Here is a 16,068-nt window from a genome sequence, read left to right as displayed (position 1 = left end):
TGGAGAAAGGGCGAGGCATCGCCGGGCGATGGAGCGCCCGAACGAGGTCGTGGGTCAGGCGCGGCGAGCGTGCGAGGCCTTCAATCGACTATACGAACCGCCCCCGTCACCCCAAAGCGGTTTTTTTAGGGTCGCGCGTTGCAAAAAACGCGACAGGCAGGGTGTGCTGCACGGTGTCCCTTCTCACGCCGGGACAAGGTGCCTGCGGGGCGGGGCGAGCGTGCGGCAGCATCGAGCTGAGCAGCCGTACCCTCACCCTAACCCCTTTCTCTCGAAGGGGAGGGGCTTGCTCTTCCTCCTCACGCCGGGAGCAGGTGCCTGCGGGGCAGACGCGGATGTGTCACAGAGAAATGTCAGTGCGTGCAATGACAAACGCGTGGCAACGCTTTGGAAGTGACGCACCGCCTGGTTCGCCGAGCCCCTCACCCCAACCACCGCTGCGGCCCAGCCCGGCCCGCGCAAGCGGCGAGGGCGTACCACTGCACGCGCGCCAGCAGCGCGCAGGCCACAGCTTGACGTCCCGCCGGGGAGGGGCAATAACCGCGCTCCCCGACTACAAGCGCCTGCTACAGTCGGCGCATTCCATGAAAGAGATTCACTAATGGCCCGCGACAATTTCAGGGACCTGCTGGCGCTGATCGCCATCGTTCGCGAAGGCAGCTTTACCCGGGCAGCGGCCAAGCTGGGTGTTTCGCAATCGGCGCTGAGCCATACCATCCGCGGGCTGGAAGCCACCCTCGGCTTGCGCCTGCTGACGCGTACCACCCGTAGCGTGGCACCGACCGAAGCGGGCGAGCGACTGATCCAGACCGTGGCGCCGCGTTTTACGGAAATCGAAGAGGCGTTGTCTGCGTTGAGCGAAATGCGCGATACCCCGGCAGGCACGGTGCGCATCACCGCCACCGACTATGCCGCGCGCGAGATCCTGTGGCCCAAGCTATCCAACCTGTTGCAGCAGTACCCGGACATCCACGTCGAAATGGTCGTCGACAACGGGCTGACCGACATCGTCGCCGACCGCTACGACCTGGGCGTGCGTCTGGGCGATCAGGTCGAAAAGGACATGATCGCCGCGCGCATCGCGCCGGACATGCGCATGGCCATCGTCGCAGCGCCGTCGTATCTGGCACGCCGGCCTTTGCCGAAAACGCCGCAGGATCTCACCGCGCATCGCTGCATCAACCTGCGCATGAAAACGGCCGGTGGGTTGTACGCCTGGGAACTGGAGAAGGACGGCCGCGAAGTCATCGTGCGCGTGCAGGGCCAGCTGACCTTCAACGGTGTCTATGAAGCGGTGGATGCGGCTGTGGACGGTTTCGGTATCGCTTTCGTGCAGGAGGATCTTGTACGCCCGCATCTCAAGGCCGGGCGTCTGCGCTGGATCATGAAGGACTGGTCGCCGACCTGGCCGGGCCTGCATGCCTTCTATCCCAGTCGCCGGCATTCTTCGCCAGCCTTCAACCTGGTGCTGGATGCATTGCGCTACAAGGCCTGATGCGCGAGCGTGGTGGTTGAGCATGCGCGGCAGTTGTGCGAAGCGTTGCATGGATCAGCACGGCGTCGCCGGCGTGCGTCCAATGATGGTGTTGCGGGCCAGAGCGTCGCGCCCAGGATGGAGGGCGCGGGCCAATAGCTTCCACAAGGGCATGTCTGCCCGGATGCTGCACGACTACATGCAGTCGGTCTTCCGATCTGTACTCGGATGGAGGCACCATCGAACTGCAGCGCCCCGCGCGTCCGGTCACGATCAGCCTCCTGCCACGCTCATGAGTGCGTTTCATAAACCCGTGCGGCGCAGGCGTCTTACTCGCTGCATGCGGACCACGTAACCTGCGCTACCTGCACAGACGCGCCCTCGCGTGCCGCGATCGCGCGCTGTGTCGCGTTGCTCATGCGGCAGAAGCAAGCGGGCCGCTGCAGTCCGTCGCCTCCCCTGGCGCTCCCGTCCCGAACAGCACTCGTCTCTGCGCGCCCTCGCGATGCGCCGTGCGTGCTGCCTCCCACGTAAGGCTTCATCCATGCCAGCCAATACCTTGATTGCCGACACAGCCCAGCCCGACACCGTTGTTGCCACGCGCCAGACCTGGAGTGCGGTTGGCTCGATGTCGTTATGCGTTGCGTTGCTGATCGCATCGGAATTCATGCCGGTGAGCCTGCTCACGCCGATCGCAGCGGACCTGCACGCAAGCGCCGGCATGGCCGGGCAGGCGATCTCCATCTCCGGTCTGTTTGCGGTCATTGCCAGCCTGCTGATCGCGCCGCTGTCGTCGCGATTGAACCGCCGACATGTCTTGCTGGGCCTGAGCGCGGTGATGTTGCTGTCGTTGTTGCTGATTGCCAGCGCGCACAGCTTTGGCCTGTTGATGGCCGCGCGTGCGCTGCTCGGCATCACCATCGGTGGCTTCTGGGCGCTATCCACCGCCACAGTGATGCGCATCATGCCCGAGCATGCGGTGCCCAAGGCATTGGGCATCGTGTATATCGGCAATGCCGTGGCAACCGCCTTCGCTGCACCGTTGGGCAGTTATCTCGGTGCGGTGATCGGGTGGCGTGGTGTGTTCTGGGGAATGGCGCCGTTGGTGGTGCTGGCCATCGCGTGGCAATGGCGCAGCCTGCCGTCGATGCCGGCGCAAGGCGCCAGCTCGCTGGGCGACATCGCCGGCTTGTTGAAGCGTCGTTACGTTGCTCGCGCAATGCTCGCGGTGATGCTCGGCTTTGCTGGCGCATTCTCCGCGTTCACCTACTTCCGCCCGTTCCTGGAAACCGTTGCGCAGGTCGATGTGTCGCAGTTGTCATTGCTGTTGCTTGGTCTGGGCCTTGCCGGTTTCGCTGGCACCTACGCGGCAACCGTGCTGGTCGCGAAGCGTCTGTTCAAGCTGCTCACGGTGTTGCCGGCCGCACTGGGCATCGTCACGCTTGGCATGCTGCTGGGCGGCCATCTGTTGTGGGCCGTTGCGATGGCCATGATCGCCTGGGGCGCGCTCAACGCCGCCATTCCGGTGGCGTGGTCCACCTGGCTGAGCCGCTGTATCAAGGATGCGCCCGACAGCGGCGGCGGCCTGATGGTGGCCGCGATCCAGTTGTCCATCATGCTCGGTGGCGCGCTGGGCGGCGCGCTGTTGGATCACCTGTCGATCGGCGCCACATTCGTCGGCGCAAGCGTATTGCTGCTGGCATCGTCGTTGGTTGCAGGGCGGGGCGATCGCTTGCAGCCGTGAGTGATGGCGGTTGTACGATGCCGCGCGCATCGCACCGCGTCAGCACGTACCACGCGACGATGCCGGAGTCGGCGCCGGCTCTTTCATATTGGCTTGCCGGCTGGCAGAGCCCGACATCACACGTAGCAATGCAAGCCGGCAACAACAGCATCAAGGCGTGTTCCGACTCGGCCTGATCGGCGTGTACTGCACCGAAAGCAACGTCCAGCCCGATGGCGCATGCCGGGCGACCGCCCCAATGGCGAGCGTCATGCTGCGCTCGCCCACGCGGTAGCTGATCTGGGTCGTCATGACGGCCACGTCTGCCTGTGTGTGCAGCGCGATCTCGCCCAGCGTCACTGGCGGTGCCGCAACCTTCTTGTCCGGTGCATAGAACGACAGCACAGCTGCGCGCGTGTCCACCTGGCCCAGCGGACTGATCTCCACGAACTGCGGGCCCAGTACTGCATCCAGGCGTTTCAGGTCGAACGTGTTTTCAGCATTCACGTACTGGCGCAGGGCCTCCTGCGCGGTGGATGGTGTCGCCGCTCTGCCATTGCCGATGCCGGCATACAGCAGAAACATCAGGCCAGTTGCGCTTAGCCAGCGAGAGGTGATCATGTGCATCCTTTCGCGCATCGAGGATGCCGAGCATCCCACACGGGGCAGGATATGCGCATGCATCGAAAGTCATGAGAACGCACCATCAACCCAACCCGGTGCCCAGCTCTCGATGGTGCAGCTGCTCGATCACAGCGTAAGCTCAGACGCCAACGTCAAAACCCAGGTCCTTCCGCAGGGCATCCACGCAGTCGTCGACAAACGTGCGTATCTTGGATGAGCCGCGACGGCCTTCCACGTAGACCACATGCACCGGTTCCGGTGCGATTTCGAAGGCCTCGAGGATGCAGGCCAGCGTGCCGCTGCGCAGGTGTTGGCGGATCTGGTAAGCCGGCACTTGCGTCAGTCCCCAGCCCTGCACTGCGGCGGTGATGGCAGCGCCGGAGGAAGTCACGCTGAGGCGTGAGCCAACCTCGACCAGCGACCCGCGCCCATCGATGCGAAACGGCCACCTGGGTGCGCGCTCGGACGATGCGGTGGAGATGGTGGTGTGCTGCACCAGATCGTCCGGATGCTGCGCAATGCCCTGTTCTGCGAGATAGCCGGGCGACGCGCAGACCATGCGACGCACGCTGCCCACCGGGATCGCGGTCAGCGATGAATCGGGGAGTGCGCCGATGCGCACCGCGACGTCGATGCCCTCCTCCAGTAGCGGTAGCACGCGGTCGACCAGAATGGCGCGTGCGGTAACCGAGGGGTAGCGACTGAGAAAGCGCGTCAACACGGGCATGACATGCAACGCGCCGAACATCTGCGGAGCCGTCACGGTCAGCGATCCGCTGGGGAGTGCATGCAATCCGGCCGCTGTGTTCTCGACATCCTCCAGATCGGCAAGCAGCCGTCGACAGTCGATGGCGTACTGGAGGCCGGCCTCGGTAAGCCGCATGTTGCGGGTGGTACGCACCACCAGCAGCACGCCGAGACGCTTTTCCAGCTGCGCGATGGTGCGCGTCACCGTGGCGGTGGAAATGCCCAGGCGACGCGCGACGCCGGCAAAGCTCGCTTGCTCTGCCAGTGCTGCAAACAGCGTCATTTCCTGGATGCGATCCACCGGTATCTCACGCTTGGCGATCGCTACAGAATAGCAGTGCGCCGTGGCGGATCGTCGATGCGCGGTGCAGGCAAGGCTGCAGCATTGCGTCAGCCGCAATGATCAATTGATGGGCATGGCGGTTCTGCTGCCGGCGGACGATGCCTAGCATGTCGGCTACTCCCTCCGGTCCCCGATTTGCCATGACGCACTCCGATTCGTCCATGCCGCGCAACGCCGATCTTCCGATTGCATTCGGCCGCCGCCAGATGCTGGTCTCCAGTATTGGAACGGCGTTCGCGCTGGGCGCCTGTGCGGTGCGTGCAGGCGAACGCTCCGGCAACACGCAGACCGACCAAGGAACCGCCATGTCCCATGACCAGAGCATCGGCATCAGCTACCAGACCCAACGCGTTGGCGATGTCGAAGTGTTCTATCGCCAGGCCGGGCGCGCGGATGCGCCTGTCCTGCTGTTGCTGCACGGCTTTCCCAGCGCCAGCCACATGTTCCGCGATCTGATGCCGCTGCTGGCACGTCACTACCGGTTGATTGCGCCGGACCTGCCAGGCTTCGGCAATACCAAGGCGCCGCCACGCGGGCAGTTCGCATACACCTTCGAACAGCTCTACAAGGTGATCGAAGGCTTTACCGAAGCACTGGGACTGAGTCGCTACGCACTGTATCTGTTCGATTACGGCGCGCCTGTCGGGTTTCGTCTGGCTGCGGCAAACCCGCACAAGGTGAGTGCCATCATCAGCCAGAACGGCAATGCCTATCTGGAAGGCTTCAGCGATCAATGGGGCCCGTGGCAGACGTATTGGCGCGAGCCGACGGTGGCCAATCGCCAGGCATGCCGTGCCTCGCTGTCGCCGCAAACTACACGCGACTGGCAATACGGCACCGGTGCCGATCCGCGCAAGCTCTCGCCCGATGGCTACACGCTGGATATCGCATACATGGCGCGACCGGGTGCCGAAGACATCCAGCTCGATCTGATCCTGGACTACCGCAGCAATGTGGCCGCCTATCCGGCATTCCATACGTATTTCCGCAAGCATCAGCCGCCGTTGCTGGCGGTGTGGGGCAGGCACGATCCGGCCTTCATTCCGGCGGGTGCGCAGGCGTATCGCACGGACCTGCCGATGGCCGAGGTGCAGTTGCTGGATGCCGGCCATTTTGCACTGGAAACGCATGCGCCTGAGATCGCGCAGCACATCGAGGATTTCCTGCGGCGTACGCTTGCCGCATCGGCGTAACCGGTGCATTTGCGCGGGAACTGCGGGCGCGGCGACGGGGCTGCGTCCGCGTGCGGGTGCAGGCTGCATGCGCGTGCTAGTTTGCTGCGATCACTCCCCCAGAGATTGCCAAGATGCTCAGCGCGTACCGATGGAGCGGGCTACTGATCCTTGCCAGCCTGTTGCCTGTGGCTGTCCTTGCCGGCACGCCCGATGGGGGTTACCGGCAGCCGCCGGAGCCGCTATTGAGCGTATTGCGGGCGCCGCTCAATCCATCGCCGCGGCTGGATCCCTCCGGCAAGACCTTGTTGCTGGTGCAGCGCACCCAGTACCCGCCGATCGCGCGCGTGGCCGAGCCGTATCTGAAGCTGGCCGGCGTGCGTGTGGAGCCGCGCACGCATAGCCGCCACGACATGTCCAACGGCTACGGCATTCGCTCCTGCCTGCAGGGCTTCAGCCTGGTGGATGTCGCCAGTGGCAGGCAGACCGCGGTGAGCTTGCCGGCCGGCGCCTGTCCGGCATCGCCGGTATGGTCGCCGGACGGGCGTCGTTTCGCCTTCAACAACACTGCCGCCGACCGCGTCGAGCTATGGGTGGGCGAGGTGGCCACCGGCAACGTGCGCAGGATCGAGGGTGTGCAACTCAACCCGGTGCTGGGCGGTGAGATCCAGTGGCTTGGCGGCAGCGACACCCTGCTGTTGAAGACGGTGCCGCAAGACCTGGGCGCGGCGCCACGCAAGGCTGCAGTGCCGCCCGGCCCGGAGGTCAAGGAAACCATTCAGGGCAAGGGCGAAAGCAGCACCTACGAGGCGCGCGACACGCTCTCCAGCCCTGAAGACGAGGCCTTGTTCACCTACTACGCCACCTCCCAGCTGCTCACGGTGGATGCGGGCAGCGGCAGCCAGCGCAAGCTCGGTACGCCAGCGGTGTACAGCAATGTGGATGGCGCGCCCGATGGCCGCCATGTGCTGGTGGAACGGCTGAAGCAGCCGTATTCCTACGTCACCACCTATGCGCGGTTTGCCCATGATGTGGCGGTGCTGGATCTGGCCAACGGCAGCGAGCGCGTGCTGGCCGATCTGCCGGTTGCCGACCGGGTGCCGGTGCAAGGCGTGCCTGTCGGTCCGCGTGCCTATTCCTGGCGCGCCAACCAGCCGGCCACCCTGGTGTGGGCCGAGGCGCTGGATGGCGGCGACTGGAAAACCAGCGTGCCCGCGCGCGACAGGTTGATGTCGCTGGCGGCACCGTTCACCGCCAAGCCGCGTGAACTCACGCGCGTGCAGCAGCGTTATGCCGGCCTGTCGTGGTTTGCCGCAGGCGGCCAGGCGCTGCTGGACGACTACGATGAAAACCGCCACTGGCGTCGCACCACCTTGTTGGATGCCGACCGCCCCGGCACTGCCGGACGGGTGTTGTTCGACCTGTCCACCGACGACCTGTACGCCGATCCCGGTCTGCCGGAGATGCGTGTGGTTGCCAACGGCCAGGCCGTGTTGCGCGAAGAACAGGGCGCGGTGTTCCTGAGCGGGCAGGGCGCCTCCCCGGCGGGAGACCGGCCGTTTCTGGATCGCTATGCGCTGGCCAGTGGCAAGACCCAGCGGCTGTTTCGCAGCGATGCCAGTGTGGACGAGGTGTTCTTCGGGTTTGCCGGCGACGACGTGGCGCGGCTGCTGACCTGGCACCAGTCGCTGACCGACCCGCCCAATGTGTATCTGCGCACGCTGGGCCAAGCGCTGCCGACAGCGGCGACGGGTGAGGCGGTGCTTGCCTCCACTGCCACGCCGGTGACCCATTTTCCGGATCCGACCCCGCTGGTGCGTCAGATCAAAAAACGCCTGGTGACCTACAAGCGCAAGGACGGGGTGGAGCTGTCATTCACCCTGTACACGCCGCCCGGCTACACCGAAGGCACGCGCGTGCCGGCGATCCTGTACGCCTATCCGCTGGACTATGCCGATCCCTCCAAGGCTGGACAGGTCAGTGGCGCCAGCGAGCGTGACTTCACCCGCCTGAGCTACTACCAACTGTTGTTGCTGGCCGGTTACGCGATCATCGACGATGCCGCCTTCCCCATCGTCGGCGACCCGAAGACCGCTTACGACACCTACCTGCAGCAACTGGTGGACGACGCCACCGCTGCGGTGGACAAGGCGGTGGAACTGGGCGTGGTCGATCGCCAGCGGATCGGCGTCACCGGGCATAGCCATGGCGCGCTGATGACGGCCAACCTGCTCGCACAGACCGACCTGTTCCGCGCCGGCGCTGCCACCAGCGGCAGCTACAACAAGACGCTGACGCCGTTCGGATTCCAGAACGAGCGCCGTTCGTTCTGGGCCGCGCCGGAGGTCTATGCGCAGGCTTCGGCGTTCTTCCACGCCGACAAGATCAACGAGCCGTTGCTGATCGTGCACGGCATGGACGACGCCAATCCCGGCACCGAAACCACACAGGCGCCGCGGCTGTTCCAGGCGATCCGCGGCAACGGTGGCACCGCGCGGCTGGTACTCCTGCCGTTCGAACCGCATTGGTATACCGCGCGCGAATCCACCGAAGATGTGGTTGCCGAGATGCTGGACTGGTTCGATCGTTACGTGAAAAACGCGCCGCCGCGCGACACCACCAGCAAGCCGAAGCAGTGAGTGGCACGCCAATGCAGCGTGTTATTCAAAGCTGGCGTGGCAGCAGTGCAGGCTTGAGGCGTTCCTTGCAGGCGGATGCGGTCCGGTAAAGCACGCTGCGGCTGCCACTTGGTCAGTGGCTGCATGGGCAGCCACGTCGCCGTGCACGCATCACGCAAACATGCCACGTACCACATCGGCATTGCTCTGCCCATCGGGATTGCCGACCGTGCTGTCGGAGGCAAGGTTCCAGCAACTCAGGTGCGCCAGTGCGTTGACCAGCGTGTAGGACAGATGCAGTTGGGTGACCGTGCCATAGAGCGGGAAATCGTCCACGCTTTGCAGATCCAGGTCGGCCTGCGTTTCATCCGGCAATTGCTTCCACCATGCACGCACCAGATCGTTGTACACCCACAGCACCTCGACCGACTGCTGCGCAGGCACATTGAACCAGTCATTCGCCAGCACGCTCAGGGTCTGTCGCACCAGCAGCGAACCACCGGATTTCTTGGCCGCCAACAGCCCCTGTTTCAGTGCATCGAATGCGGCGGTGTCGAACACCTGGTTTTGCCGGAACATGCCATTGGCGTCCACGCACAATTGCTCGTCGGCGTATGCGGGGTAGCTACGGGTTTTGTCGCAGAACGGCTGCAGCCCGAACAGCGGCGGCAGGTCGTCGGCCACCACCGTCTCGCCCGATTCCGGATCGATGTTGACCCCTTGATCGGAGTTGACGAACACCAGCAGACGCGGAACGCCGCGCGCCAGCAGCGGCATGATGCCCAGGTTTTCAAGGTTGCCGCCGTCGGCGAAGCGGTAACTCAGCGTCGATTGGCTTTCACGACCATCGACCGGCCAGTACGGATACCGCGGCACCAGGCCATTGATCTCGGGAAACTTCTCTTCGAAGTCCTGCGCCGGCGCCATGCTGCTGCAGCCGGCGATATCGGCGAGGCTGAAGGCGCGTGGCGGCACGCTGGTGGTGACCTCGCCCGTACCGTTGTCGGCGATGTAATCGCTGCCCATCGCAAACGATTCGATCAGGCCTCCCCCGATGACGCCGAGTTGCTGCGGCTGGTTGAAGACGCTGCGCACGCCGAGAAACCAGTTGGCCTCGAACGGCACCAGATCCGAGCTCACGCTATCGTTGAGGAAGACCGAGGTATTGAAGATCGGCAACGGCCGCCCGTCGCGCACGGTGTAGAAGTCGTCGCTGGTCAGCTGCGGATTGCGCACCAGCGGGCCTTCCGCCAGATACTTCGCCGTGCCACTGAAATAACGCGGGTCGACACCGGTGACATCCGGATTCCACAAGCCGAAATCCTTCAGCACCAGCTTGCCAATCACCGCCTGCCACATGTCCGAGGGCGCGTAGCGTTTGCTCAGCCGATACTCTGCCAGTTCATCGACGATCGGCAGCGTGCCAAGCCGATACGGCACCTGGCCGAGATTGTTGTCCCCCATCTGGCCCAGCACTTCCAGCGTGAGCGTTGACGGATCCAGCACCACCGGCCCCAGGAAATCGTCGTCGCTGATCGACTCCGGCAGATAGCTGAACAGGACATTGGCCCACGTCCCGCCGGACACCGAGGAGATCGCGGCCACCTTGTCCAGCAGCCCCAGATAGCGCAACCCGCGCAGTTGGCCCAGCGCACACGACAGCGCACGACTGCCGCCGCCGGAGAGACAGATACCGACCGCAGTCGACGGCGTCTGGCCTGGAGGGGTGCCCAGTGGATCGATTACCACGCTGAATGTCGCCATGTATTCTCCCCGTGTGGTGCTTCACCGTTTCACATGCGTCGTCGCAAGCCTGGGGGCTCCGCATCCACGCGCTGCGCGATGCGCGCGCACAGCGGCGTGCCGAGCTTGATCCAGCAAGAGAGAGTCGAACACGAAAAGGCGTAAAGAACCCTGGCTTCAGTCATAGTCCGGCGCGTGGCTCGCACTGGCCCACTGATTTAACCGGGCGCAACAACTGGGTGCCACCGGCATACCGGCAGGTGGCAACGCGGCAGCCATGCGGCGATCGATTTGGAACGATGGCGGCAACGCAGGCAGCTTGGGCCGTTGCGTAGCGCTGGAGCATGCGTGGCGATCTGTACAACGGTGCGATGTGAGGTGGCGAGCACCTCACACCAGCGCGGGGAGCGTGCCGGGCTTAATCTGCCGACAGCGATCCCAGCGTAAAGCCGGACACGGCATTCACCTTGCCGCGCCAGAGCACACCACGGTTGCTGGGCAGCGGCTGTCCACCGGGTGAGAAGCAACGCGATTCGATCAGGTGAATGAACTGCGGCGGCTTGCTGCTTTGCTGCGCATCGTCCTCGGTGTCGTAGATGCTGGCGTGGCTGGCAAACGCGCGACGGATATCCTCTTTTTCCTCCGCATCGCCGGGATAGGCAGCAGAGAATTCCTGTGCAAATGCCTCGAAGTACTGCTTCCCGCTGACAAGCTGGCCGGACACGATGATGCCTTCGACAAACAGCGTGATGCCGAACTGCACGTTCGAGGTATTGACGGTGGCGACCAGCTTCTGCAGATACCAATCCACGCTCTGGCCGTCGAACGCCAGTTTGACGTCTTCCAGGCTCGGTTGATTGTCGTCTTGCTCTGTCATGTGGCTCTCCTTGGTGAAAGGTCTAACGCGTATGTCGAAATAAGCGTGACGACGTGCCTGCGCATCGCCCCGCATGCCCAAGAAAGCAAGTGCGTCCTGTCCAGTGAGTGACGCGGTTGGGTCCGCTATCGTCGCCTTGGAGAGCATGCCCAGAGTCTATGACATGTTTCCCTTGTTGGCCCGCCCTGGCTGGAGTCTTGATCCTCGGCGCTAGCGTGTGCTGCGGCACCACTGCATCATCCCGCGCACCACTGCTGGCGCCACAGGCCGGGCAAAAGATCTTGCATGTCGACCCTCGCGTCCAAGTTGAGTCGACACCGCAGAGCGAAAGATCGAGCGAACTTACTCGTCACGAGGCCTGCGGATTGGGTGGCTGCAATGGATGCAACGAGTGGCAAACGGATGGGCGAATGCGATCCAGAATGTATCGATATGAGCAACATGCTTGTGGCAGTTGCGACAACGATAGAAGGTAGAGGCATAGCCGAGGATAAAAGAAAGCATTACAACAAAAATTCCATGATCCCTGCCTGATATAAGCAGGGCAGCCCCAAGCGTCAGTGTGAGAAAGAAGGTGATGCGAAGCACCGCAAAGAAATGCCATGCAGCGCTAAGAATCTTCAAGGACGGTTTCATCGTAAACTCAGTTCAGTCGCAAGATTGGCTTTCGCATGGATCTGGAATTAAGTGCCGTCTGTGAAATTGGTAAAGACGCCCTGCCGTCAATCCATCCTTGTGAGTAGTCCGTGAGCGATGATGTGACAGAATAAATCAATCTTCCCGGGGATGTCCTTGCTCACGTGGGTTTGGCTCAAAACCAATCGCGGGTCCTGCCGTGTCTGCGCATTGGGCGCGATGAAAAATTGCATCGGCAAGCTACCCAATTTAGAGGCAGAATTAGTGGTCGCAATTAAATTCGCCGACAATTGTCTTGCCAGCGATCTTCATCAAGGTGTTTTTGCCAACTCCCCTGAGTGTCAGGGATTGTGGAAGGTGCGCATTTCCAGGGTTGCGATAAGTCAAGTCAATTGTTCTGGTTGTTTCTTGGAATTCAATGACTTGATACGAGCCAATTGGCAGGCTTTTCGGCTCATCTGATCCAGGTGGGCGGAACAGGATTTGCTGAATTTCGCCGTAGCCAAGGAACTCAAGGTCATAAGTTGAGCTGCCGCTCGGGACAGTGAACGTGCACATTGTGCTGCTGGCGGTGGCTGGTGTCGCAACCAACAAAAGTGCAGCTGAAATTGCCCAGGTGGTTTTCATGATTGATTAGTTGGCCGTATGAAGTGCTTCAGGTTGGATGCAGTCGATGCCATTTGAGGGCCTGTGCAATGCTCCAAGGAAAGTGTGCTCAGGCTATTTAACAGGACAGAATGAAGGCGTTCAAAGTCGAAATCCTTAGGTTTTCATTTGGCAACGGCGATGCGTGGGATGGCATCCAGCAGTGCCTGCTTGAAAAGTTGTAGTTGCGTCTTCATGGCTTAGCGCTTCCTTGGCCAACTAGGTATGACGCTATCATGAAGTTGCTTCGGGAAAAGCTGTTCAATGTGTGAAGCCATCACCATCCAGCCACCGCCCCATCCGATCGCGGATCGCTTGCTCCGCTGATCACGCCGTCGACCTCGCGGACCAACGCGCCAGCATGTCCCATCACCGAGGTATATGCAGGACAAAGCTCCACTGCATGTCCGGCATCGCGTAGTGCCTGCACCACGGCCGGGTCGAAGCGGTCTTCCAGCTTCAACGTGGTGCTGTCTTCGCCCCAGGTGCGGCCGAGCAGCCAGCGCGGTGCGGTGATGGCCTGCTGCAGCGGTATGCCGTAACGGGCGTAACGCGAGAACAGCGCTGCCTGGGTCTGCGGTTGCCCTTCGCCGCCCATGGTGCCGTAGGCCATGACGCGGCCGTCGTCGAAGGTGGCCAAGGCGGGGTTGAGGGTGTGGAACGGTTTGCGTCCCGGGGCCAGGGCGTTCCAGCCGTCGGGGGCGAGACGGAAGCTGCAACCGCGGTTCTGCCAGGTGATGCCGGTGCGTGGCAGGACCAGGCCGGAACCGAATTCGAAGTAGGTGGACTGGATGCAGCTGACCGCGCGGCCATGCGCGTCGATGGCGCCGAACCAGACAGTGTCGCCGGCCTGCGATGGCTGCGGCCAAGGCAACGCGGTGGTCATGTCGATGCGAGCGGCCAGCGCATCGAGCGCGGCGCTGTCGTCCAGCAGCGCCTGTGCATCGAGCGACATCCAGGCCGGGTCGCCGATGTGCGCATCGCGGATCAGGAAGGCCTGTTTGGTGGCTTCGATCAATCCGTGCAGATGCGTGTAGCCGTCGGGCTGCTCGGCATGCAGGCGATCGAACAAGGCCAGGATCAGCAGCGAGGCCAGGCCTTGCGTAGGCGGTGCATGGTTGTACAAGCGCGCCCCCGTAACGGCCACCGATAGCGGAACGCTGGCCTCGGCGGTATGCGTGGCCAGGTCGTCGGCGTGCAGCGGGCTGCCGAGCGCCTGCAGATCGGCGGCGATGTCGGCCGCCAGCGCGCCGCGATAGAAACCGTCCAGCCCATCGCTTGCCAGCCGCTGCAGGGTGCGCGCGAGCTGCGGCTGCTGCAGCACCGCGCCTTCGTGCAGGGGCGCGCCACGCGGCTCGAAGATGCGTGCATACGCACCGGGCAGGCAGCGCAGTGCATTGCCCTTGCTGGCGGCAACCTGCGCACCGCCCAGGGTGACGGGGACGCCTGTGTCGGCGTGATGGATGGCCTCTTGCAGCAACTGCGGCAAGGGAAGTGCGCCACCGCCGTGCTGCAGCGCCAGCGCCCAGCCGGAGACGGTGCCGGCCACGGTGTTGGCTGCGCCAGGGCCGCGCCAGGGGATCTGCGTGTGACCGCGATAGAAGTCCGGCGTGGCCGCCTGCGCGGCGCGGCCGCAGGCATCGATGGCGTGCACGCGGCCATCGGGCTCATGGATCAGCCAGAAGCCATCGCCGCCGATGCCGGTCATGTGCGGATACACCACGGCCAGGCTGGCGGCGGTGGCGACAGCCGCTTCGATGGCGTTGCCGCCGGCACGCAGGATGTCGCGACCGGCCTGCGCGGCCAGATGGTGCGGGGCGACGACCATGCCGCGGCGCGCGCGCAGGGTATGCAGCATCAAGGTGTCTCCGGTGGCGCGTTGAAGGCGAGCAGGCCGTCGCGCTCGAGTTGCGCGGCGAGTGCGAACAGGCGGTCTTCGCGGCCGGGTGCGGCGATCAACTGCACGCCCAGCGGCAGCCGCCCCGGACGCGGCAACGGTGCGGCCAGCACCGGGCAGCCGGCCAGGCCGAGCGGTTGGGTGAAGATGCCGAGATTGGCGCGCGCAGACACGGGCAGGCCATCGATCACGATGGTGTCCTGATCGATCCGTGGCGCAACGCAGGGCACGGCGGGGGCGATCAGCACGTCCACGTCGTCCCATAGCTGTTGCATGGCTGCGCGAAACCACTGCGCGAAGCGCTGTGCATCGGCCACCGCGCTGGCCGGCAGCTGCAGGCCGGCGAACAGGCGGTCGCGCGTGGCCGGGTCGAATTGATCGCCGTGCGTGCCCAGCGCTGTGCGATGGCGATGGCCGCCTTCGGCCGCAGTGAGCACGAAGGCCGCGGCGCGGGCGCGTTCTGCTTCCGGCAATTGGATGTGCGTGGTGCTGTTGCAGGCGGTCAGCAAGGCGCCGATGCCGGCATCCAGCTCGGGATCGAGATTGCGCTGAAACCAGCCGCCGAGTCGGGCGATACGCAGGTTGGCGACGTTGCAATGACGCAGCGCATGGCCATGCATGACCTCGTAGACGCGGCGCAGATCGGCCACGGAGGTGGCGAACGGGCCGACCACATCCAGCGCATCGACGAACGGAAAGACCCCCTCCAGCGGCAACGCACCGTGGGTTGGGCGCAGGCCGTACACGCCGCACAACGCGGCCGGCACGCGGATGGAACCGTTGGTGTCCGAGCCCAGCGCAAACGGCACCAGCCCGGCCGCGACCGCCGCTGCCGAGCCACCCGACGAGCCGCCGGCCAGATGCCGGTGATCGTGCGGGTTGGCGGTTGTGCCGTAATGCGCGTTGACGGTGGCAAAGCCGTAGGCGAATTCGTCCATGTTGGCGGTGCCCACCAGCACCGCTCCGGCATCGCACAGGCGCTGCACCACCGCTGCATCGCGGACGGCAGGGGCGCACTGCGCGCGGATCACCGCACCGGCGGTGGTGACCTGGCCGGCGACATCGAACAGGTCCTTGACCACGAACGGCACCCCGGCCAACCCACCGCCATCGCTGCCACAGGCCAGTGCGGCCTGCACCCGCGCCGCATCGGCAGCGGTGCGTGCGGGTAGCAGGCGGGTGATCGCGCACAGCCGGTCGTTGGCTTGGTTGATGCGCGTCAGCGTCTGGGTGGCATGACGTGCGGCCAGCGTGGGCTGGCTGCGGGTGGTGCTGACGATCGCTGCGATCTGGCCGCGCGGAATGGCTGCGTCCGGCGATGCGGGACGTGGAGCGACGAAGTTGGCGAGTAATTGTGCGTGGCCGCGTAGGACCTCGCTATTGCGATCGATGCCGGCCTGCCACTGCGCTGGGAGTTGCATGGGTCACCTTGGGTTGCTGGGGAAGCGGCGGGTGTGCGGTGCGATGCTTGACCGCTGCGCCTGCGGCTGTGGGGCCAGGCGACGCTGCGGACACACGATCAAAGCACGCTGCGGCGGGAAAGTGCGGCGGTTTTGTCTCAGCGCGTCC

12 protein-coding genes are annotated in these 16,068 nt (G+C 64.2%); 4 read left to right on the top strand and 8 right to left on the bottom strand.

All coding sequences use genetic code 11. The features are described 5' to 3' along the window. Positions 1–601 precede the first annotated feature (601 nt). Both FHY18_RS20050 and FHY18_RS20045 read left to right on the top strand, forming a co-directional pair. Entirely contained in the window at positions 602–1,495 is an 894-nt protein-coding gene (locus FHY18_RS20050; protein ID WP_259159418.1) for a LysR family transcriptional regulator, read from the top strand. A 523-nt stretch (positions 1,496–2,018) separates the two neighbouring features. Beyond that, on the top strand, positions 2,019–3,218 hold the full coding sequence (locus FHY18_RS20045) for an MFS transporter (protein ID WP_259159416.1): 1,200 nt from the start codon (positions 2,019–2,021) through the stop codon (positions 3,216–3,218). A 150-nt stretch (positions 3,219–3,368) separates the two neighbouring features. Here the strand turns inward: FHY18_RS20045 and FHY18_RS20040 are convergent, their stop codons facing one another. Together FHY18_RS20040 and FHY18_RS20035 are read right to left on the bottom strand one after the other, a co-directional pair. Further along, positions 3,369–3,818, bottom strand: coding sequence for a nuclear transport factor 2 family protein (locus FHY18_RS20040; protein ID WP_259159414.1), 450 nt, complete (start codon positions 3,816–3,818; stop codon positions 3,369–3,371). 142 nt (positions 3,819–3,960) lie between these two features. Beyond that, positions 3,961–4,851 carry a LysR family transcriptional regulator gene (locus FHY18_RS20035; protein WP_259159413.1) on the bottom strand — a complete coding sequence of 297 codons (891 nt, stop codon included), beginning with the start codon at positions 4,849–4,851 and terminating at the stop codon, positions 3,961–3,963. A 365-nt stretch (positions 4,852–5,216) separates the two neighbouring features. Here FHY18_RS20035 and FHY18_RS20030 point away from each other — a divergent pair, with 365 nt between their 5' ends. Then, positions 5,217–6,104 (top strand): alpha/beta hydrolase, encoded by an 888-nt coding sequence (locus FHY18_RS20030; protein ID WP_326521226.1) that lies wholly within the window; start codon positions 5,217–5,219, stop codon positions 6,102–6,104. Positions 6,105–6,217: 113 nt separating this feature from the next. After that, a complete protein-coding gene (locus FHY18_RS20025; protein WP_259159408.1) occupies positions 6,218–8,722 on the top strand; it encodes a prolyl oligopeptidase family serine peptidase in 2,505 nt (834 codons plus the stop codon). 150 nt (positions 8,723–8,872) lie between these two features. Here FHY18_RS20025 and FHY18_RS20020 read toward each other — a convergent pair whose 3' ends face one another. The 6 genes from FHY18_RS20020 to FHY18_RS19995 form a co-directional block, all read right to left on the bottom strand. Then, a complete protein-coding gene (locus FHY18_RS20020; RefSeq protein WP_259159406.1) occupies positions 8,873–10,465 on the bottom strand; it encodes a hypothetical protein in 1,593 nt (530 codons plus the stop codon). A 397-nt stretch (positions 10,466–10,862) separates the two neighbouring features. Then, positions 10,863–11,321 carry a gas vesicle accessory protein GvpU gene (gvpU, locus tag FHY18_RS20015; RefSeq protein ID WP_259159405.1) on the bottom strand — a complete coding sequence of 153 codons (459 nt, stop codon included), beginning with the start codon at positions 11,319–11,321 and terminating at the stop codon, positions 10,863–10,865. A 342-nt stretch (positions 11,322–11,663) separates the two neighbouring features. Further along, the gene (locus FHY18_RS20010; protein ID WP_259159403.1) at positions 11,664–11,957 is read right to left on the bottom strand and encodes a hypothetical protein; all 294 of its coding nucleotides are present in this window, start codon (positions 11,955–11,957) and stop codon (positions 11,664–11,666) included. A 261-nt stretch (positions 11,958–12,218) separates the two neighbouring features. Further along, entirely contained in the window at positions 12,219–12,584 is a 366-nt protein-coding gene (locus FHY18_RS20005) for a hypothetical protein (protein WP_259159402.1), read from the bottom strand. A 295-nt stretch (positions 12,585–12,879) separates the two neighbouring features. Then, positions 12,880–14,460 (bottom strand): gamma-glutamyltransferase, encoded by a 1,581-nt coding sequence (locus FHY18_RS20000; RefSeq protein ID WP_259159400.1) that lies wholly within the window; start codon positions 14,458–14,460, stop codon positions 12,880–12,882. Further along, entirely contained in the window at positions 14,460–15,920 is a 1,461-nt protein-coding gene (locus FHY18_RS19995; protein ID WP_259159398.1) for an AtzE family amidohydrolase, read from the bottom strand. The genes FHY18_RS20000 and FHY18_RS19995 overlap by 1 nt, the downstream gene beginning before the upstream one ends. Between the last annotated feature and the right edge of the window lie 148 nt (positions 15,921–16,068).

Origin of the sequence: Xanthomonas sp. 3793 (genome assembly GCF_024806835.1) — a bacterium.
GTDB classification, from domain to species: Bacteria; Pseudomonadota; Gammaproteobacteria; order Xanthomonadales; family Xanthomonadaceae; genus Xanthomonas; species Xanthomonas arboricola_F.
The sequence above is the reverse complement of the archived record's forward strand: the minus strand, read 5'-3'. Positions and strand labels throughout refer to the sequence as shown.